Here is a 20,192-nt window from a genome sequence, read left to right on the forward strand (position 1 = left end):
TACTATCACCCTAAACAAGGCGATGTGCTGCTCTGCGATTTCACACGAGGCTTTGTTGCGCCAGAAATGCTGAAAATCCGCAAAGTCGTGGTGATTTCCCCCACCGCCACACATAAACGCAAACTCTGCACAGTGGTACCGATCTCCTCGACCGCCCCCGACATCCAGCACGATTGGCACCACCTCCTGCGCGCCAATCCACTTCAATCCGACGGCCACAAAGAGCTCTGGGTGAAGTGCGACATGATCTACACCGTCAGCTTCGAGCGCCTGGACAAACTGCACCGAAAAACCCGATCCAAAGGCCGGGAATATTTTGTGCCCCGCTTGTGCACCGATGACATGCGAGGCGTCATCAGCGGCGTCAAAGCCTACCTGCCCTTCTGAGCAAAAATGAAAACGCCCCGATCAATCGGGGCGTTTTCATTGAGGCCAAGTAAAGAGACGGTTAGGAACCTGCCTTGGGAACCGTAGGATCCTTCACCCCACCATCATCAAAAAGATTCAGCTTCTGACGCAGTTCATGGGCCGGCAACGGTTCCTGCCCTGGCGGGATCGCGTTCGGGTCGGCCGGAACCTCGCCCGGGGCGCCGGCGCCTGGGGTCGGCGCAGGTGGCGGTTGGTCACCTTCAATCGCACGCTGGGCCTTTTTGGTCAGCACCACGATGTCGATCCTGCGGTTGACCGGGTTGAACGGGTCTTCATGATCAAACAGCTGCGAGGACGCAAAGCCCACCACGCGCGCCACTTGCGGGTCGGGGTAGCTGCCCGCCACCAGCGCACGGCGAGCGGCGTTGGCACGGTTGGCCGACAGCTCCCAGTTACCGAAATCGCCCTGGCCAGCATACGGCTTGGCATCGGTGTGGCCGCTGATGCTGATCTTGTTCGGCACCGCCTTGATGGTATCGGCCATGGCCAGCAGGATGTCCTCAAAGTACGGCTTCAGGCGGGCGCTGCCGGAGTCGAACATCGGCCGGTTGGCGGCGTCTGTGATCTGGATGCGCAAGCCTTCAGGCGTGATTTCGAAAGAAATCTGGTCCTTGAACTTCAGCAGTTGCGGATTTTCCTCGACCTTGGTCTGCAGCTCCTGCAGCAGCAATTCCAGGCGTTCCTTCTCGACCTGCTCCGCCATCGATTCGACAGTTTCGCGCTCGATAGGAATGTTCTGCTGCGGCGTCTCGGTCTTGACCTCGGGGTTGATGGTGCGCTCAGGCGCCAGCTGTGGCGAGCCGCCCAGGTCGATCACAAAGGGCGTACCGCTTTCCGAGAAGCCAATCGGGTCCTTGAAGTAGCCGGCGATGGCGATTTTCTGTTCAGGCGTGGCGGTAGACATCAACCACAGCACCAGGAAGAACGCCATCATCGCCGTCGCAAAGTCGGCGAAGGCGATTTTCCAGGCGCCGCCATGGTGTCCCGCAGCGAAGCGCTTGACGCGCTTGATGATTATCGGCTGGTTGTTTTCCATGACTTAGCGACCGCGAACCGCTTGTTCCAGCTCGGCAAAACTTGGGCGGTGTTTCGGGTACAGCACCTTGCGCCCGAACTCCACCGCCAGCGATGGCGGCATGCCAGAGGCCGAAGCCACCAGGCACGCCTTGATCGCTTCGTAGAGGTTCACTTCTTCCTTGGCGTCGTGGGCCAGGGAGGTGGCCAGCGGGCCGAAGAAACCATAGGCCGCGAGAATACCGAAGAAGGTACCCACCAGTGCCGCACCTACGTGCATGCCGATAGCCTTTTGGTCGCCTTCGCCCAGGGACGCCATGGTGACCACGATACCCAGTACCGCCGCGACGATACCGAAACCGGGCATGCCGTCGGCAATGCCGGTCACCGCATGGGAGGGATGCTCCAGCTCTTCCTTGAGGCTGAACAGTTCCATGTCGAACAGGCCTTCCAGCTCATGGGGAGCCATGTTGCCGGAGGACATGATGCGCAGGTAATCACAGATGTAGGCGGTCATGCGCTCATCTTTGAGCACGGCCGGGTACTTGGCGAAAATCGGGCTGGCTGCGGCATCTTCGATGTCGGCTTCGATGGCCATCATGCCTTCGCGGCGGCTCTTGTTGAGAATCTCGTAGATCAGCCCCAGCACATCCAGGTAGAAGGTGTGGGAGAAGCGCGAGCTGAACATGCCCAGCGACTTCTTGATCACGTGCATGGTCATGTAGCCAGGGTTGGCCTGCAGGAATGCACCAAACGCGGCACCACCGATAATCAGCACTTCGAAAGGCTGGATCAGTGCAGCAATTTTACCGTGGGACAGGACGTACCCACCGAGCACGCTTGCGATGACGACGATGATGCCGATAATTTTAGCCATAGGGGATCTGTACTTGCGCCGTCGGGTTCATGGACATATTGGGTGTAGCCGAAAACTCTTGTTCTACTTATCGGCAAAACTGCGCCAGACTATAGCCCGTTAAGGCGAAAAGCCAATTCGGCCCGTTCCGGGCGTGTTGAATGCAAGTGATGATCGCGCCCCAATCATGGCTAATGAAACGACAGTCCCAAGTTCAAAACCCACCACCCTCGCCGCTTGGATCAAGCGCCTGGACGATGTGCTGCTGCCCGTCCCACAGGCCAGCCACGAGCGCGTGTGCAAAGCCATCCGCGACAGCCGCAGTTCATTGCGAGACATTGCCGAACTGATGCAGAACAGCCCCGCGCTGGTGCTCAGCGTGATGCGCGAAGCCAACAGCCATACCCACGGCAGCCTGGCGGAACCGGCCGAAAACCTTGAAGTGGCGCTTAACCGCCTCGGTCTCAAGCGCGCCGAAGAGCTGCTGGCACGCTTGCCTTCAGTGCCGGCCAACGAAATTCCCGTGGCGCTGCGCCAACTGCTGCTGGTGAGCCAGCATGCATCACAGCAAGCCAACGGCCTGTTCGCCAGCCGCCTGGCGCGGCTGTGGCAAGACATCCACTGGGGCAGCCTGTTGTTCCTGTCGCCGTTGTGGCCAATGGCCGTGGCGTACCCCAAACTCCTGGAAGAATGGGAACTGCGGGTGATCCACAAGGGCCAGTCCGCGCGCCAGGTCGAGCAGGAATTGTTCGGTGTGCGCCTCCTGGACCTGTGCGTCGGCCTGACCGAAACCTGGCACCTGCCGATCTGGGTCTCCCAGGGCTATACGCTCTTGCTGACCGAGCAACGCCTGCTGGTCAAGGCCCTGCACATCGCCCGTGAAGATGACCCGCTGCGCCACCAGCAACTGCTCGATGCCGAACCCAATTTGCGTCGCTGGCTGAATCAGCCGGCCAACACCGTGCTTTTGGCCAATGGCCTGGCGATGTCGGCCCAGGAATCCTGGACCTGCCCGCACACCGAACGCTGGCAATACCTCACCGCGCTGTACCTGCAACAGCCTTTGGCCGAGGTACAGCAGCAGGTTCACCAGCAAGCGGTGACCAGTGCCCGCGCAACCCTGATGCCCGACTTGTGGCACCCGGCGCTGTCGCTGATCTGGCCGTGGCATGTGCAGAAGATCCATCGAGGCCTGCTGCCGGCGCCGCCACCCACGGCTGAGTCCCTGGCGGTGTGGCGCAAGCGCTGCACCGAATTGCTGGTGGAGCCAAGCCGCTTTGCCAACGCCATGCACCTGACCACCTGCGCCAAAGAGGCCCTGGTGGCCAGCGGCATGCAACGGGTCTTGCTGTTCATGGCCGATCGCGCCCTGAGCACGCTGCGAGTGCACCAGGCTGACGGCTTGCCCAAAGACGCCGCGAATCTGAGCCTGGACGTGGTCAACAGCACGCTGCTGCAACGCTTGCTGGAGAAATCCGCCCAGGTACGCCTCAACCCCGAGAACCATGCGCAGTTTTCGGCGCTGTTACCGCCGATCCTGCGTCGCCTGTTCACCGGCGAGCATTTGCTGCTGCGCTCCCTGAGCTGCAATGGCCGCGTGGTGATGTTGATGGTGGCCGATCAGGGTGGCGGGCCGTTCTCGGAAACCACCGTGCAGGCGTTCGGCAAAACCGCCCAGTGCATCGAGAAAGCCCTGCACAGCTTTACCAACCGCAGCGCCTGATGCTTGCGCTACAATCGCCCTCTTTTATCGCCAACATTTGTGCCCAGGAGACCTCACATGCCTGACTTCTCTGGCTTGCCGCTGGTGATCGAGTCCAGCGACCTGCAAGGTCGCCTTGATGCCGAACACCTGATTCTGGTGGACCTCACCAGTGCCGCCCGCTACGCCGAAGGGCATATCCCCGGCGCGCATTTCGTTGACCCCAAGCGCACCCAACTGGGCCAGCCACCCGCCCCTGGCCTGCTGCCGCACAAGGCCGACCTGGAAAAACTCTTCGGCGAACTGGGCCACACCCCGGACGCGACCTACGTGGTCTATGACGACGAAGGCGGCGGCTGGGCCGGGCGCTTCATCTGGATGCTCGACGTGATCGGCCACCAGAAATACCACTACCTGGACGGCGGCCTGCTGGCGTGGCTCGAAGGCCAGCACCCGGTAACCACCGACGTGCCCGCACCTGTCGGCGGCCCGGTCAGCCTCACGTTGCATGATGGCCCCACGGCCACCCGCGAGTACCTGCAAAGCCGCCTCGGTGCTGCCGACCTGGGCATCTGGGATGCACGCGGCCCACTGGAATACTCCGGCGAAAAAGTGCTCGCTGCCAAGGGTGGCCACATCCCTGGCGCGGTGAACTTCGAATGGACCGCAGGTATGGACAAGGCGCGCAACCTGCGTATCCGCCGCGACATGCCGCAGATCCTCGAAGATCTCGGGCTGACCCGCGACAAAGAAATCATCACCCACTGCCAGACTCACCACCGCTCTGGCTTCACCTACCTGGTGGCCAAGGCGCTCGGTTATCCGCGAGTCAAAGGTTATGCCGGTTCCTGGGGCGAATGGGGCAACCACCCCGACACCCCCGTCGAGATTTAAGGTTTAAGGACAGTTATGAAAAAGCAGTTGTTTATCCTCAGCCAATACTTGCTGCCGCACCACTTGCTGTCGCGCCTGGCTGGCTGCGTCGCCGAATGCCGCGTGCGCTGGTTCAAGAATGCCTTCACCAGCTGGTTCGCCAAGCGCTACCAAGTGGACATGTCCCAGGCCTTGGTTGAAGACGTGACCGCCTACGAGCACTTCAACGCCTTCTTCACCCGCGCCTTGAAAGACGGCGCCCGCCCGCTGGACCAGACCCCAGGCGCGGTACTGAGCCCGGCCGACGGTGCCGTCAGCCAATTGGGCCCAATCGAACACGGTCGCGTGTTCCAGGCCAAGGGCCACAGCTTCAGCGTGCTGGAACTGCTGGGCGGTGACTCTGCCGTGGCTGCACCGTTCATGGGCGGCGATTTCGCGACGGTTTACCTGTCGCCGAAAGACTATCACCGCGTGCACATGCCATTGGCCGGCACCCTGCGCGAGATGATCTACATCCCGGGCCGCATCTTCTCGGTGAACCAGACCACCGCTGAAAACGTGCCTGAGCTGTTTGCCCGTAACGAACGCGTTGCCTGCATCTTCGACACCGAACGTGGCCCGATGGCCGTGGTGTTGGTGGGCGCGATGATTGTGGCGTCGATTGAAACGGTCTGGGCTGGCCTGGTAACGCCACCGAAACGCGAGCTGAAAACCTTCCGTTACGACGAAGCCGCGCGTGCGCCGATTCATCTGGAAAAAGGTGCAGAACTGGGTCGCTTCAAGCTGGGCTCGACCGCGATCGTGCTGTTCGGGCCGGATCAGGTGAAGTGGGCTGAAGAGCTGGTAGCCGGTACGCCGGTACAGATGGGCCAAGGCATCGCACTGCCGAAAGCCTGATCCACACCAGATTCAAAGCTGGAACCCAATCAATGTGGGAGCTGGCTTGTCTGCGATAGCGGTGTTGGATTCACCATCGCTATCGCAGGCAAGCCAGCTCCCACATTTTGATCCCATTCCGACAGGGGGATCGCGGAGTTAGAGCTGGCCGTCGCGGTCGCGGAAGCCCAGCAGATACAGCACGCCATCCAACCCCAACGTCGAAATCGCCTGCTTGGCCGACTGCTTCACCAACGGCTTGGCGCGGAACGCCACACCCAACCCGGCGATCGCCAGCATCGGCAAGTCATTCGCTCCGTCGCCGACCGCAATGGTCTGCTCCAGACGCAAGCCTTCCTTGTGGGCCAATTCCTTCAGCAGATCTGCCTTGCGCTGCGCATCCACAATCGGCTCTACCGCCACGCCAGTGACTTTGCCATCCACCACTTCCAGCTCGTTGGCGAATACGTAGTCGATGCCCAGCTTGGCCTGCAATTGCTTGGCGAAGTAAGTGAAGCCACCCGACAAAATCGCAGTCTTGTAGCCCAGGCGCTTGAGTTCGGCGAACAGGGTTTCGGCGCCTTCGGTCAGGCGCAGGGAGGCGCCGATGGAGTCCAGCACGCTGACGTCCAGCCCCTTGAGCAGCGCCAGGCGCTCCTTGAAGCTCGCACGGAAGTCCAACTCGCCGGCCATGGCGCGTTCGGTAATTTCGGAAACCTGCTCGCCCACACCGGCCGCCTTGGCCAGTTCGTCGATGACTTCGGCCTCGATCAGCGTGGAGTCCATGTCGAACACGGCCAGGCGACGGTTGCGACGGAACAGCGAGTCTTCCTGGAAAGCGATGTCGACATTCAACTCCTGGGCCACGCTGAGGAACTCGGCGCGCAGGGCTTGCGGGTCAGCTGGTTCGCCGCGCACGGAGAACTCGATGCAGCCCTTGCCTTTGTCGGCCGGGGTGTCCAATGGCATGCGGCCCGACAGGCGGTCGATATGGTCGATATTCAAGCCGTATTGCGCGGTGATGGAGCTGACACGCTGCAATTGTTCGGCGGTTACCTTGCGGGTCAGCAACGTCACGATGTGGCGTTTCTTGCCCTGACCGGCCACCCAGTGCTGGTAATCCTCTTCGGACACTGGCGTGAAACGCACCTGCTGATCCAGCTTGTACGCGGTAAACAGGATGTCCTTGAGGACCGAAGACGCCTGTTCAGTGCTCGGGATCTCGACCAGGATGCCGAACGACAGGGTGTCGTGGATCACTGCCTGGCCGATGTCGAGAATGTTCACACCACCCTGGGCCAGAACGCCGGTAATAGCCGCAGTAAGACCCGGACGGTCTTCACCGGTGATGTTAATCAGGACAATTTCGCGCAAGGCGCACCCCCAGGCTGGAAAAAAACCGCATTCTACCCACTTTCAGTGACCATCGGGCACAGCCAGCGCTTTGCCGGTTCTAGGGCTGTCGCTATACTGCGCGTCAACTTCACGGACCAAGAGCCGAGCGCAAGTGAACCGGCCCACGCCAGTAAAAACCGATAATTTCTTCCTGCTGATCTTCCGGGCACTGCGCCACCGCCGTGTACCGATCGCATTACGCATCGCCAGCCATAACGTGATCCTGGTCGCCCTGGCCCTGGTGATCTACGCCTGCGTGATGGGATTGCAGTTCAAGCAGGCCATGCACGAGCAAGCCGACGCCCTGGGCGAAAGCTTGACTACCCAGACCGCCACCTCGGCGACTGAGCTGCTGGTGTCCAACGACATCCTCAGCCTCAACGTGCTGCTCAACAACCTGACCAAAAACCCGCTGGTGGCCCATGCCGCCATCTACAGCGTGGACAACCGGATCATGGCCGAAGCCGGGCAGCGCCCGAAAAACGGCCTGTTGGGTGAAGCCGAAGGTCTGTACTCCAGCAACATCACGTTCCAGGACGTGAAGGCCGGCCAACTGCGCATCAGCCTCGACATGCAGCAGTTCCAGCAGCCGATGACCATCAGCCTGCAAAGCATGGGCATCTTGAGCGCGATCCTGCTGGCATTGGCCCTGGCCTTAAGCCTGCGCCTGGGCCGGCACATCTCCACGCCCCTGATGCAACTGCGCATCTGGCTGCGCGATATCGACGAACACACCCCGGCCACTGATCGCCAGGATGAAATCGGCGACCTCGCTCGCCAACTGCACGCCAGTTTCGCCCCGGAACCCGCCGTGCGCGAGCCAGAACCAGAGCCTGAGTTCGACGACACCGATTACGACGATGAGCCCGAGTTTGAAGTGCGCAACCTGCGCGACCCGGGCTTTGACGAAAGCCCGCCGGTGGCCGGCCTCAAACCGGCCACCCGCCAGGTGATCAAGGCTGAAGAAGACGAACTGGACGACGAAGACCCGTTCGCCGACTTGCGCGACAACTCCTCGGCCCCTGTTGCAGCGCCCAAGCCCGTGCCGGTGAAGAACGCCGAGCCTCAGCACAGCGCCGTACTGGCTGTGCAATTGGGTGCCCAGGACCAACTGCGCCGCCTGCCGCGCGCACGCCTGACTGAGCTGCTGGAGCGCTACCGCGACTGTCTCGACCAGGCGGCCTCGCTGTACCAGAGCGAACTGCACACCCTGAACGATGGCAGCACGCTGATGCTGTTCCACAGTGAAGACAGCGGCGAAGACTACCTGACCAACGCCATCTGCTGCGGCGAGTTGCTGCGTGCCCTGGGCCATGCCCTGCAGATCGAAGTGGCCGACAGCGGCATTACCCTGCAACTGCAACTGGGCCTGACGGTAGGCGACGACCTGTTCGGCATCAGCCAGATCGACCTGCTGCTCACCGAAATCGCCCAGGACGCACTGGCCTTGTCCCAGCACAGCCGCAACCTGCTGCTGGTGGAGCGCAAGATCAGCGAAGACACGCTGATCCGCCAGCGCGCGCGTATCCGCCCAATTGCCAGCCCTGAGGGTGCAAGCTGCGTGGAGCGGTTGATGGAACCGTACCCGTCGATGCTTGAGCGACAGTTGGCGCGGATGCACGAAACCCGCACCAAAGGTTGATGTGATCGTTCCCTGCATGGGAATGCCCCCCCTGTAGGAGCCGGCTTGCCGGCGATAGCGGTCTTGAGGCCGCCATCGCCGGCAAGCCGGCTCCTACAAGGGGCGGGGTTCCAGCACCAAAGCACGCACAAACAAAAAGGCCCGCTGAATCAGCGGGCCTTTTTTGTATCTGCCGTTCGGCTTAGAACCTGAAGACTTCCATGTCCGTGCGGATCGGCGTGGCCATCGGCATCTTCGGTTTCTGCGGCTCAGCAGGCTTGGCCGGGGCCGGGGCCTGCTTGCGCGGTGCCTCGGCAATCGGCGGCTGGTTGGCCAATGGCTTGAGGGCCACCGACAACTGCTGCGCCAAGTGCTGCAACAACACGCCCTGGGCCTGGACCTGGGACGCGGTGGTGCCGGTGTGTTCTTCCTGCAGATGCACGATACGGTTGTCCCGCACTTGCCCGCGACGGTCGATCAAACGCCACTGCGCATCCAGGATCGCCGGTTGCGAAGCGCCCGAGTCGAGCCGCGTGATGGTCAGCAACACCTGCACATCCGGGGTGAAGCCGGTTGGCGCAGGCGCCAGTACCACACGCTGGCTGTCCAACTGGCCCGCCACCTGGCGCAGCATCAGCTGGTTGATGTCGGAGGACAAACTGCCCGCCCAACGACCGTCAGTGGAACCTTGCAGGCTGCCATCGTTCTGACGTTGCAGCAGGGTTTCGCGTTGCAGGTAGTCCGCAACGACTACCGGGCCCAGCAATACGGCCATGCCAGCGGTTTGAGCTGGCTGAGCCGGACTTCCGCTGTCCAGCTGGTACAGCGACACAGGCTGGTGTGTGCTGCAACCCGCCAGCCCCAGAAGGCCAGCGAGCATCAAAATTAAAGGAAGGCGTGGAGCAGTCATCATCCCATCCAGGTGGCTGCCACAAGGCGAACCACAATGTAATACTAAAAATAACCTAAACACGCTCGGCCACGCCGGCGCTGGAAAGGCCATATCATCCGTGAATATGCGCCATGACTCCAGCGCCAAAGCGCCGATCTACGCGTTAAATCGTAGATCGGGGGCTCTAATTCGCCTTAAACAGGCGTTTCCACCAACAAAGCATCCACTCGCTGGAAGCCACGCGGCAGTTTGTTACCACGCCGGCCCCGCTCGCCCTTGTAGTGCTCAAGGTCGTCAGGGCGCAGCGACAACGTGCGCTTTCCGGCCTGAAGCACCAGGGTTGCGCCTTCCGGGATCACCGCGATGTCGGTCACGTACTCTTCGCGACTGGCCACGCGCTCCCCCGGGATACCAATGATCTTGTTGCCTTTGCCTTTGCCCAACTGCGGCAGGTCGCTGATCTTGAAGACCAGCAAGCGGCCTTCGGTGGTCACCGACGCCAGCCAATTGCTATCACGGTCATCCACCGGACGCGGCAGGATCACCTTGGCGTTGTTCGGCAGGCTCAACAGCGCCTTGCCCGCCTTGTTCTTGGCCTGCAAGTCTTCGCCTTTGACGACAAAGCCATACCCGGCGTCGGAAGCGATCACATACAGCGCGTCATCGTCGGGCAGCAGCACACACTCAAAGTTTGCCCCCGGCGGTGGCGTGAGGCGCCCAGTGAGCGGCTCGCCTTGCCCCCGTGCAGACGGCAGCGTGTGGGCCGGCACCGAATAGCTGCGCCCGGTCGAATCGATAAACACCGCAAACTGGTTGGAACGCCCGGCTGCGGCGGTCTTGAACCCATCGCCAGCCTTGTACGACAAGCCAGTGGCGTCAATATCATGCCCTTTGGCTGAACGAACCCAACCCTTTTCCGACAGAACGACGGTAATTTTCTCGTTTGGCAGCAGCTCGGTTTCTGTCAGCGCTTTCGCTTCAGCGCGCTGGACGATCGGCGAGCGACGGTCATCACCGTAGGTTTCGGCGTCTTTGATCAGCTCGCTGCGCACCAGCTTCTTGAGCTTGGCTTCGCTGCCCAGCAGGGCTTGCAGCTTGGCTTGTTCCTTGAGCAGCGCGTCCTGCTCGTCGCGCAGCTTCATTTCTTCCAGTCGCGCCAACTGGCGCAAACGGGTGTCGAGGATGTAGTCGGCCTGGATCTCGCTCAGCTGGAACTCGGCGATCAGTTCGGCCTTCGGGTGCTCGGCCGTGCGGATGATGTGGATCACTCTGTCCAGGTTGAGATAGGCAATCAGCAAGCCGTCCAACAGGTGCAGGCGACGCTCAACCTTGTCGAGGCGGAATTGCAGGCGGCGACGCACGGTCTGTATGCGGAACTCCAGCCACTCCACCAGCAGGTTGCGCAGGTTCTTCAGCTGCGGCTTGCCGTCCAGGCCAATGATGTTGACGTTGACCCGATAGCTGGACTCAAGGTCGGTGCTGGCAAACAGGTGCTGCATCAGCACTTCGTGGTCGACCCGGCTGTTGGTCGGGATGATCACGATGCGGCACGGGTTCTCGTGGTCGGACTCGTCACGCAAGTCGGCAACCTGCGGCAACTTCGACGGCTTGGCCTGCATCAGCGCGGCGATCTGTTCCAGCACCTTGGCACCGGACACCTGGTGCGGCAGCGCCGTAACGATGATGTCGCCATCTTCGACGTGATAGACGGCGCGCATGCGCACCGAGCCCTTGCCGGTTTCGTACATTTTCAGCAGGTCGGCGCGCGGCGTGATGATTTCCGCTTCGGTCGGGTAGTCCGGGCCCTGGATGTGCTCGCAGAGCTGTTCCACCGTGGCCTTGGGCTCATCGAGCAAGCGCACGCAGGCCGTGGCGACTTCGCGCAGGTTGTGCGGTGGCACGTCGGTGGCCATGCCCACGGCGATACCGGTGGTGCCATTGAGCAGGATATTCGGCAAACGTGCTGGCAACACCAGGGGTTCGTCGAGGGTACCGTCGAAGTTCGGGCCCCAGTCAGCGGTGCCCTGTCCCAATTCGCTCAGCAGCACTTCCGAATAACGCGACAACCGCGCTTCGGTGTACCGCATGGCGGCGAAAGACTTGGGATCATCCGGCGCACCCCAGTTGCCCTGACCGTCCACCAGCGTGTAGCGGTAGCTGAACGGCTGGGCCATCAGCACCATGGCTTCGTAGCAGGCGGAGTCGCCGTGGGGGTGGAACTTGCCGAGCACGTCACCGACGGTACGCGCCGATTTCTTGTGCTTGGAATCGGCGTCCAGGCCCAACTCACTCATGGCGTAGATGATGCGCCGTTGCACGGGCTTCAGGCCGTCGCCGATATGCGGCAAGGCACGGTCCATGATCACGTACATGGAGTAGTTGAGGTAGGCATTTTCGGTGAAGTCAGCCAGCGACCGGCGTTCTACGCCATCTAAGCTGTCTGCGAGGATGTCACTCATGCGGGCCTCATCATTTGGTAAGACGCAGCGAAAATGTCGCGACGTCGGGTCAATTCAAGAAAATTCACGTTCATGGCTGGGCACTCCAGCCCCCGGCCGGGGCGGCGAAACGATAGACCACCGGGCGTTTTTCACCATCGGCGCGCGGGCCGAAGTTATTGTCGATGCCCAGCCAGGCACCGTCAGCATCCACCACCAACGCTTCGGCCAGGCCATACGGCTGGGCGTAGCGGCGCTCGGGCGTCAGGGTTTCGTCGGCAAACGACCAGCACCGCTCAACCTTGGCCGTGACCCCATCGCGCCGGCAAATCTGGAACGCATTGCGCTCCAGGGTAAACAGCTTGCCGTTGAACAGCGCCAGGTCGGCGAAGTCCTTGGACACCGCCTTGGCGTTGGTGAACTGCGCCGGCTGCACTTCCTGGCCGGCCTCGCTCAGCAACACGCAGGGCCCATCGCAGTCCCACACGCTTTGCGCACGTTTGATCGAGATCAGGCCGCGCCGCTCACGTTCGGCCGCCAGCCAGAGCTGATTGCCTTCGGGATTGATCGCCAGGCCTTCAAACAGCGCATTGAAGTGCAGCAACATGCCACTGGCCCGCGCCTCGCGCACCATGCCCGGGGCGATCTTCAACCACTGCGATTCACCGCTGACCGGCACTTGCAGCACCGCCGCGTGGGCTTCGCTGACAATGTAGCGGTTGCCCGCCGCATCGCAGGTGATGCCTTCGAAATCCAGATCACCGCCACGAATGAACGAAGCGGCCTTGGTCCGCGAACGCAGGCCCCAGGGCAACCCGGACTCGGGCACCGGTGGCACGTCGATCTTGACCGTTTCGGCCTGCCAGGTCGGCGCACTGATATCCAGGCGATAGATCTGATCATCATCACGGTCGGAAACCGTCCACAGGTCCTTGCCACACAGGGCCAGGCCGGAGAGATTGCCGCCGCGCATGCCGTCAACCGGGTGTTCGGACACCAATTTGAGTTCTGCAACGGGCGCGGCAGCCACCTGGGTGGCCACCAACCCGCTCAACATCAGGATCGCCAGGGCGAAACCTGTGCGCATCAGCCCAGAACCTCGGCCAGGTTGCCCTTGGATTCCAGCCACGACTTGCGGTCCGGCGCACGTTTCTTCGCCAACAGCATGTCCATCATTTCCGAGGTTTCGGCAAAGTCCTCGCCCAGCGTCAACTGCACCAGGCGCCGCGTGTTCGGGTCCATGGTGGTTTCGCGCAGTTGCGGCGGGTTCATTTCACCCAGGCCTTTGAATCGCGTGACCTGCGGTTTGCCGCGTTTCTTCTCGGCCACCAGACGGTCGAGGATGCCATCGCGTTCGGCTTCGTCCAGGGCGTAGAAAATCTCCTTGCCCAGGTCGATACGGTACAGCGGCGGCATGGCCACGTAGACGTGACCGGCATCCACCAGCGGGCGGAAGTGCTGCACAAACAGTGCGCACAGCAGCGTGGCGATGTGCAGGCCATCGGAGTCGGCGTCGGCGAGGATGCAGATCTTGCCGTAGCGCAGCTGGCTCATGTCCGCTGCGCCCGGGTCAACGCCGATGGCTACGGCGATGTTGTGCACTTCCTGGCTGGCCAGGACTTCACTGCCATCGACTTCCCAGGTGTTAAGGATCTTGCCGCGCAACGGCAGAATCGCCTGGAACTCCTTGTCCCGCGCTTGCTTGGCGGAACCACCGGCGGAGTCACCCTCCACCAGGAACAGTTCGGAACGCATCGGGTCTTGCCCGGCGCAATCGGCCAGCTTGCCGGGCAGTGCCGGGCCCTGGGTGATGCGCTTGCGCTCGACCTTCTTGCTGGCTTTCAGGCGGCGGCCGGCGTTGTTGATCGCCAGCTCGGCCAGAGCCAGGCCCAACTCAGGGTGCTCGTTGAGCCACAGGCTGAAGGCGTCCTTGACCACACCGGAGACAAACGCCGCCGCCTCGCGGGACGACAGGCGCTCTTTGGTCTGGCCAGAGAATTGCGGCTCCTGCATCTTCATCGACAGCACGAACGCGATACGCTCCCACACGTCTTCCGGCGCCAGCTTCACGCCACGCGGCAACAGGCTGCGGTATTCGCAGAATTCGCGCATGGCATCCAGCAGGCCCTGGCGCAAACCGTTGACGTGGGTACCGCCCTGGGCCGTCGGGATCAGGTTGACGTAGCTTTCCTGCACGCTGTCGCCGCCCTCGGGCAACCACAGCAGCGCCCAGTCGACCGCTTCTTTATTACCGGCCAGGCTGCCGCAGAACGGCTCGTTGGGCAGGCGCTCGAACTCGCTGACGGAATCTTCGAGGTAGGAGCGCAGGCCGTCTTCGTAGTGCCACTCGACCTTTTCACCGGTGCCTTTGTCTTCAAAGGTCACCAGCAAGCCCGGACACAGCACAGCCTTGGCCTTGAGCACGTGCTTGAGGCGGCTGATGGAGAATTTGGGCGAATCGAAGTATTTCGGGTCCGGCGCGAAGTACACGCTGGTGCCGGTGTTGCGCTTGCCAACGGTGCCGACCACAGCCAGGTCGGTGGCTTTGTAGCCATCGGCGAAGGTCATCTCGTATTCGTTGCCGTCGCGCTTGACCCGCACCCGCACCAGTGTGGACAGGGCGTTGACCACCGAAATACCCACACCGTGCAAGCCACCGGAGAACTGGTAGTTCTTGTTGGAGAACTTGCCACCCGCATGGAGCTTGGTGAGGATCAGTTCGACGCCTGGCACACCCTCTTCCGGGTGGATGTCCACCGGCATGCCGCGACCATCGTCGGACACTTCCAGGGAATGGTCAGCGTGAAGAATGACATGCACCGACTTGGCGTGGCCGGCCAGGGCTTCGTCGACACTGTTGTCGATGACTTCCTGGGCAAGGTGGTTCGGCCGACTGGTGTCGGTGTACATGCCGGGGCGTTTGCGCACCGGGTCGAGGCCCGAGAGGACTTCGATGGCGTCGGCGTTATAGGAGCTAGCGCTGGGAGTGGCCATAAGGTCTCGTCGTGAGTCGTTCGATTAAAAAATGACCTGCGATTTTCAAAGAGCTGCGAAATCGAAGGATTGATAGTGATCAGGGCCAATGCCGGCAAAACTCAGCATGGCCGGTAATTGCCGGGCAAACCCCTGGTAACCGTGATCGCCACCCGCCTGGATGCGCAAGGCACAGGCCCGGTAATACTGCTGGGCGAGGCGATAATCCAGGGTTTCATCCCCGGTCTGCAACCACACCTGATAACGCGCGGCATCCTGGGGCGCCGGCACTTCCAGCTCGGCCAGGGCCGTGACGTGGTCGTGGGTCAGTTCCCAGGTTTCATCGGTGTAGAGGTTCTTCTGGGTGCCCAGGTAACCGTCGAACATCCGATGCGGGCTCACGGCCGGGTTGACCAGCAGCGCCTTGAGGCCATGGCGTTCGGCAAGATGGGTTGCATAGTAGCCGCCGAGCGAGCTGCCGACCAGCAGTGGCCGCCCCAGTTCGGCAATCGCCGCTTCCAACTGGGGAATCGCCTGGCGCGGGTGGTGATGCAAAGCCGGCACACGCAGTTGGTCGGCCAGGCCGAGCGCACCCATCACGGTGATCAACTGAGTGGCCTTGTTGGACGCCGGCGCGCTGTTGAAACCGTGGATATAGAGGATCGAAGCAGACATGCCGGGCTCTCCGTGCATCAGCCAAAGAGGCGCAGTTTACAGGGATCGATGCCCCGTGTGATGACCCCGGCCCAAAGGACACAGAAGAACCCTTGCAGGAGCCGGCATGCCGGCGATGGCGGTGAATCAGCCACCTATTTCTTGGCTGGCAGAGCGCTATCGCCGGCAAGCCGGCTCCTACAAGGGGGATGGGTGTCAGTAGCCGTTGCTGCCGTAATCCACGGTGAAGGCGAAGCCCTGGACCCTTTCAACACCTGTCTCCAACCGTCCGTCGGGGTGCAGGAGCAGCCAGCGGTAACCCGGCGCCTGCTCACTGACGTTGAAGTCCTCGCTGCCCGGCGCGAACTGGATGCAGGTGGACGGCGAAGCCAGCAGCCGCACGCCATTGCGCTGGCGGTCGATTTCCTGGTGAACATGCCCCCAAAGCACCGCCTTGACCTGCGGGAAGCGATCAAGCACGGCAAACAGCGCGTCAGGGTTGCGCAGGCCGATGGGCTCCATCCACGCGCTGCCGATCGGCACCGGATGGTGATGGAAGCACACCAGATGATGCCTGTTCGGCGCCTCGCTCAAGGCCTGGGCGAGCAATTGCAATTGTTGGTCCTGCAGATAACCCGGCACAGAGCCCGGTACGGCGGAGTCCAGCAAGGTGACGCGCCAATTGCCGATGTCGACCACCGGCTCCAGCAAATCGCTGTGTATGGCGGCTTGCGCCATGATCTGCGGCTCGTCGTGGTTGCCCGGAATCCAGCGTGCCGGAGCGTCGATGGCCCGGGTCATCTCGCGAAACTGCTGGTACGACTCCAGCGTGCCGTCCTGGGAAAGGTCACCCGTGGCCAGCATCAGGTCGATCTGCGGCTGCTGCCCGCGCACCAAGTCGATCACCCGTTGCAGGCTTTCACGGGTGTTCATGCCCAGCAGCGTGCCGTCGGCCTCGGCAAACAGGTGGCTGTCGGACAGTTGCACCAGCAACGCCGAAGCGTCGGGGCTCACGGTGGATACGCTCGGCAAGGCGCTCTCCCAAGGCAATCACAGGAATGGACGGTTGGCGTGATTATGCTGGGCAGGACACCAAAGAGGAAATACAAGGAATCAGATGCAGTTCACATCTACCGCACGACTTCAAACTCATGGCCCAGGGCCAGACAGTGACTCAACCATTCACCGAGGAACACATTGAGCTGTGCTTTCTCATCGGGCTGATGCATGAACACGTTGGGGTAAGGATAGATGCTGCGAAAGCGTCGTGCATGCTCGGCGCTGATCACTTCGGCCATCCGCGCGTCGTGGTACACCTGCACTTCCAGCTGCGGCACCGGCAGCCAGGGCAGGCTGTGTTCCTGGCGCACCCGCAGGGTGGTGGTGTACGGGCAGGTGAGCATGACCTCCAGGGTCAGCACACCGAGCATCTGGTCGCCGTGGGTCACGGCAATGCGCCGTGCCTCAGGCGTGTGGCGCATGTCGGGAAGCAGGCGCATCAACCGCGCATAGTTGGCCTCGCAGGCCGCTTGCAGGCCCACCAAGTCAACTCGATATCGTTCCCGTGCCTTTACTGCCATAACCCCCTCACTTCCGCGCGATTAAGCGCAAGCCATTGCAGGGCGATAATGCTGGCTGCGTTGGAAATTCTGCCGTCGCGCACCGCTTGCAGGGCATCCTCGAACGCCCAGGTGGTGACACGGATATCTTCAGCTTCTTCTTCCAATCCATGGACGCCACCTGCGCCTGCGCTGTCGCAACGGCCGAGGTACAGGTGGACAAACTCGGTACTGCCGCCGGGCGAAGGGAAATATTTGGTGATCGGCCACAACGCGGAGAACGTCAGCCCAGCTTCCTCCTCGGCTTCGCGGTGTGCAACCTCCTCAGGCTCCTCGTCCTTGTCGATCAGGCCCGCGACCATTTCCACCAGCCAGGGGTTGTCGGTACGGCCCATGGCGCCGACGCGAAACTGCTCGATCAACACCACTTCATCGCGCTGCGGGTCGTAAGGCAATACGCACACGGCGTCATGACGCACGAAGACTTCACGGTTGATCACCCGGCTCATGCCGCCGTCGAACTTCTCGTGGCGCAGCTGCACGCGATCAAGCTTGTAGAAGCCCTGGTAGGCATTGTCACGCTGAACAATCTCGATCTTGCTCGGCGCCGATTTCGCAATGTCCGTCATATCCTTCCTCGTAGTGCCGGTGCAATGGGCGCCATCCTAACGCGCTCCCGCCCCTTGGTGCAGCCCCTTTCCAGTTGCCGGGATAGACGGCGGGCGTCAGAATCACTCTAATCAGCTTAGTGGCGAACTGACTGCTTTGTCGGTAGTCGAAGCTCCACAAATTTCGCTCTTATCGTTAGACGAAGGACTTCCATGTCGCTTTTGAAAATCGCCTCTGTGGCCTGTATCGCGCTGACCCTGGGCGCCTGCCAGAGCCTGTTCCAACCCAGCTACCTCAAGCCGCTGGACACCAAGCCGGACGCCTCGGAACAGATCAAGCCCGGCTGCGACAGCCCGGATTGCCCGCTGGTGAACATCGATACCGTGCACTTCCCCACCGAGCCGCAACTGGACGCCCTGGTGGAACAGCGCCTGCTGCAAATGACCCGTACCACGCCGGGCGCCAGCGTGCCGCCTACCTTGAATGCCTACCGGGACAAGTTCCTGCGCGAATCCGCCGATCGCAACAGCATGTACTTGCAAGCCAAGGTACGTGAGCAGCATGACGGACTGGTGATCATCGAAGTCTCCAGCTACCTGGACACTGGCGCCGCCCACGGCGAGCCCGGCCGTGGCTTCATCAACTATTCACGCATCCTGCACAAAGAGCTGAGCCTGACCGACATGTTGCTGCCGGGCCAGGAACAGGCGTTCTGGAACACGGCCAAAGTCGCCCACAACAGCTGGCTGATCAACTCGCAGATGGACCGTGACCCGGAGTTCGTGAAGAACTGGCCGTTCCAGAAGACCCCGAACGTGGCCCTGACCAGCAACGGCGTGGTGCTCAAGTACAACGTGGCCACCATTGGCCCGTACGCGTTGGGGCTGATCGAAATGACCATCCCCTACGCGCGCCTCACCGGCGTACTCAAGCCTGAGCTGATGCCCGCACGCCACTAACGGCGCGGCCCAGCACCAGCTGCAACAGCCCTGCCAGCACCAGTGCTGGCAGGGTTGCACCGACATCCGGATACAAGTTGGCCAGCAGGTGATAAGTCGCAATGCCACCCAACCAGGCCAGCAGTGACGGCCAACGCAGGCTGGCAACCACGCCCTCGCCACGACGGCGCAGGATGAAGTGATCCACCAGCACCACGCCAAACAACGGCGCAAACACCGAGCCGATCAACAACAGGAAGTTCTGGTACTGGGCCAACGGCGCAAAGCAGGCGATCAGGGTGCAGATCACACCGATGGCCAGGGCCAGGTGTTCAACCTTCAAGCGCAACAGCATGCCGCTGGACACCGCCGCCGAGTGGATATCGGCAAAGGCGTTTTCCGACTCGTCCAACAGGATCAGCAGCAGCGGAATCCCCAGGCCTGCGCCAGCCAGCGCCAGCAATAGCGCATTCACTTCACCGCTTGGCGCAAACGCCAGGGTGTAGGCCACGCCCAGGCTCATCAGCCAGAAGTTACCAATAAAGAAGCCCAGGGCCGTGCCGCCAAACACGCTTTTTGCACGCTGGCCGAAGCGCGAGTAATCGGCAATCAACGGCAGCCACGACAGCGGCATGGCGATCGCGATATCAAAGCCCACGGCAAACGGCATGGAGCCGTCACCGGATTTGGCCCACAGCGCGGCAAGGTCGGCCTTGGCGAACAAGTTCCAGGTCAACCACAGGCAGGCGGCGAGCAGCAGCCAGATACCCCACTTGCGCAGGATCTGGCGCACAAACGTCAACGGGCCACTCACTGCGAGCAGCGTCGCCAAACCACCGAAAAACAGGGTCCACAGCAACGGGCTGGCCAACAGGCTGCCGTCGCTGAAGGCTCGGGCGCCCAGCAGGCTGGCGGCGTCGCGCATCACGATGATCTCGAACGAACCCCAGCCAACCAGTTGCAACAGGTTCAACAGCGCCGGCAGGCTGGCGCCTTTGGCACCGAGGCTGAGTTTGAGCGCGGCCATGGCGGACAGGCCGGTGTCGCTGCCGATCACGCCGACGGCGGCCAGCAACAGCACGCCTACCAGCGTGCCGAGGAAGATGGCCAGCAAGGAGCCGGACAAGCCCAGGCCCGGCGCCAGCAGCGCGCCGGTTTGCAGGACCATCAGGCCGATGCCGAGGGAGAACCACAGGGAGAACAGGTCGCGGGCGCCGAAGACGCGTTTGTCAGCAGGCACCGCGATATCGGGGGAGTAGGTACTCGGTTGAATGCTCAAGGGAGTTATCTCTGAGGGGCATTAATCCCCTGTAGGAGCCCGGCTTGCCGGCGATGGCGATCTCACGGGCGCCATCGCCGGCAA

The 20,192-nt window shown here is 61.9% G+C and carries 18 protein-coding genes; 6 read left to right on the plus strand and 12 right to left on the minus strand.

The window, feature by feature from the left end; translation table 11 throughout:
• Window positions 1-24 precede the first annotated feature (24 nt).
• Window positions 25-387: a type II toxin-antitoxin system PemK/MazF family toxin gene (locus AC07OV_RS17475; protein ID WP_495092652.1), complete on the plus strand. Its 363-nt coding sequence runs from the start codon at window positions 25-27 to the stop codon at window positions 385-387.
• Between the two features lie 61 nt (window positions 388-448).
• Here the strand turns inward: AC07OV_RS17475 and motB are convergent, their stop codons facing one another.
• Together motB and motA are read right to left on the minus strand one after the other, a co-directional pair.
• On the minus strand, window positions 449-1,465 hold the full coding sequence (gene motB, locus AC07OV_RS17480; protein WP_176997142.1) for a flagellar motor protein MotB: 1,017 nt from the start codon (window positions 1,463-1,465) through the stop codon (window positions 449-451).
• A gap of 3 nt (window positions 1,466-1,468) precedes the next feature.
• The gene (motA, locus tag AC07OV_RS17485) at window positions 1,469-2,320 is read right to left on the minus strand and encodes a flagellar motor stator protein MotA (protein ID WP_176997143.1); all 852 of its coding nucleotides are present in this window, start codon (window positions 2,318-2,320) and stop codon (window positions 1,469-1,471) included.
• 166 nt (window positions 2,321-2,486) lie between these two features.
• Between motA and AC07OV_RS17490 the strand changes: the two genes are divergently transcribed.
• From AC07OV_RS17490 to asd, 3 genes are read left to right on the plus strand one after another with little or no spacing between them, the layout of a single operon-like run.
• On the plus strand, window positions 2,487-4,022 hold the full coding sequence (locus tag AC07OV_RS17490) for an HDOD domain-containing protein (RefSeq protein ID WP_495092653.1): 1,536 nt from the start codon (window positions 2,487-2,489) through the stop codon (window positions 4,020-4,022).
• 57 nt (window positions 4,023-4,079) lie between these two features.
• Window positions 4,080-4,895 (plus strand): rhodanese-like domain-containing protein, encoded by an 816-nt coding sequence (locus tag AC07OV_RS17495; RefSeq protein WP_457404962.1) that lies wholly within the window; start codon window positions 4,080-4,082, stop codon window positions 4,893-4,895.
• A gap of 15 nt (window positions 4,896-4,910) precedes the next feature.
• Window positions 4,911-5,771: an archaetidylserine decarboxylase gene (gene asd, locus AC07OV_RS17500; RefSeq protein ID WP_176997146.1), complete on the plus strand. Its 861-nt coding sequence runs from the start codon at window positions 4,911-4,913 to the stop codon at window positions 5,769-5,771.
• A 138-nt stretch (window positions 5,772-5,909) separates the two neighbouring features.
• On the opposite strand, the gene serB is transcribed toward asd, so the two are convergent.
• Window positions 5,910-7,124 (minus strand): phosphoserine phosphatase SerB, encoded by a 1,215-nt coding sequence (gene serB, locus AC07OV_RS17505; RefSeq protein WP_038850738.1) that lies wholly within the window; start codon window positions 7,122-7,124, stop codon window positions 5,910-5,912.
• Between the two features lie 133 nt (window positions 7,125-7,257).
• Here serB and AC07OV_RS17510 point away from each other — a divergent pair, with 133 nt between their 5' ends.
• Entirely contained in the window at window positions 7,258-8,787 is a 1,530-nt protein-coding gene (locus tag AC07OV_RS17510; RefSeq protein WP_176997147.1) for an AhpA/YtjB family protein, read from the plus strand.
• A gap of 181 nt (window positions 8,788-8,968) precedes the next feature.
• Here AC07OV_RS17510 and AC07OV_RS17515 read toward each other — a convergent pair whose 3' ends face one another.
• The 8 genes from AC07OV_RS17515 to AC07OV_RS17550 form a co-directional block, all read right to left on the minus strand.
• A complete protein-coding gene (locus AC07OV_RS17515) occupies window positions 8,969-9,676 on the minus strand; it encodes a PqiC family protein (RefSeq protein WP_176997148.1) in 708 nt (235 codons plus the stop codon).
• Window positions 9,677-9,852: 176 nt separating this feature from the next.
• Window positions 9,853-12,117: a DNA topoisomerase IV subunit A gene (gene parC / locus AC07OV_RS17520; RefSeq protein WP_176997149.1), complete on the minus strand. Its 2,265-nt coding sequence runs from the start codon at window positions 12,115-12,117 to the stop codon at window positions 9,853-9,855.
• A 70-nt stretch (window positions 12,118-12,187) separates the two neighbouring features.
• Window positions 12,188-13,183, minus strand: coding sequence for an esterase-like activity of phytase family protein (locus AC07OV_RS17525; RefSeq protein ID WP_495092654.1), 996 nt, complete (start codon window positions 13,181-13,183; stop codon window positions 12,188-12,190).
• Window positions 13,183-15,090 carry a DNA topoisomerase IV subunit B gene (gene parE, locus AC07OV_RS17530; RefSeq protein WP_176997151.1) on the minus strand — a complete coding sequence of 636 codons (1,908 nt, stop codon included), beginning with the start codon at window positions 15,088-15,090 and terminating at the stop codon, window positions 13,183-13,185. Before parE ends, AC07OV_RS17525 begins: the two co-directional genes overlap by 1 nt.
• Window positions 15,091-15,135: 45 nt before the next feature.
• On the minus strand, window positions 15,136-15,744 hold the full coding sequence (locus AC07OV_RS17535) for a YqiA/YcfP family alpha/beta fold hydrolase (RefSeq protein ID WP_494997918.1): 609 nt from the start codon (window positions 15,742-15,744) through the stop codon (window positions 15,136-15,138).
• Window positions 15,745-15,939: 195 nt separating this feature from the next.
• On the minus strand, window positions 15,940-16,755 hold the full coding sequence (gene cpdA / locus AC07OV_RS17540; protein WP_495092655.1) for a 3',5'-cyclic-AMP phosphodiesterase: 816 nt from the start codon (window positions 16,753-16,755) through the stop codon (window positions 15,940-15,942).
• A 98-nt stretch (window positions 16,756-16,853) separates the two neighbouring features.
• On the minus strand, window positions 16,854-17,303 hold the full coding sequence (locus tag AC07OV_RS17545) for a DUF1249 domain-containing protein (protein WP_176997154.1): 450 nt from the start codon (window positions 17,301-17,303) through the stop codon (window positions 16,854-16,856).
• Entirely contained in the window at window positions 17,294-17,911 is a 618-nt protein-coding gene (locus tag AC07OV_RS17550) for an NUDIX domain-containing protein (RefSeq protein ID WP_176997155.1), read from the minus strand. Before AC07OV_RS17550 ends, AC07OV_RS17545 begins: the two co-directional genes overlap by 10 nt.
• 192 nt (window positions 17,912-18,103) lie before the next feature.
• Between AC07OV_RS17550 and AC07OV_RS17555 the strand changes: the two genes are divergently transcribed.
• A complete protein-coding gene (locus tag AC07OV_RS17555) occupies window positions 18,104-18,850 on the plus strand; it encodes an RsiV family protein (RefSeq protein ID WP_495092656.1) in 747 nt (248 codons plus the stop codon).
• Here the strand turns inward: AC07OV_RS17555 and cytX are convergent.
• The gene (gene cytX, locus AC07OV_RS17560) at window positions 18,819-20,108 is read right to left on the minus strand and encodes a putative hydroxymethylpyrimidine transporter CytX (RefSeq protein ID WP_494997920.1); all 1,290 of its coding nucleotides are present in this window, start codon (window positions 20,106-20,108) and stop codon (window positions 18,819-18,821) included. The genes AC07OV_RS17555 and cytX overlap by 32 nt on opposite strands.
• Window positions 20,109-20,192: the final 84 nt, after the last annotated feature.

This window comes from Pseudomonas sp. GW821-FHT09A09, from assembly GCF_059418405.1.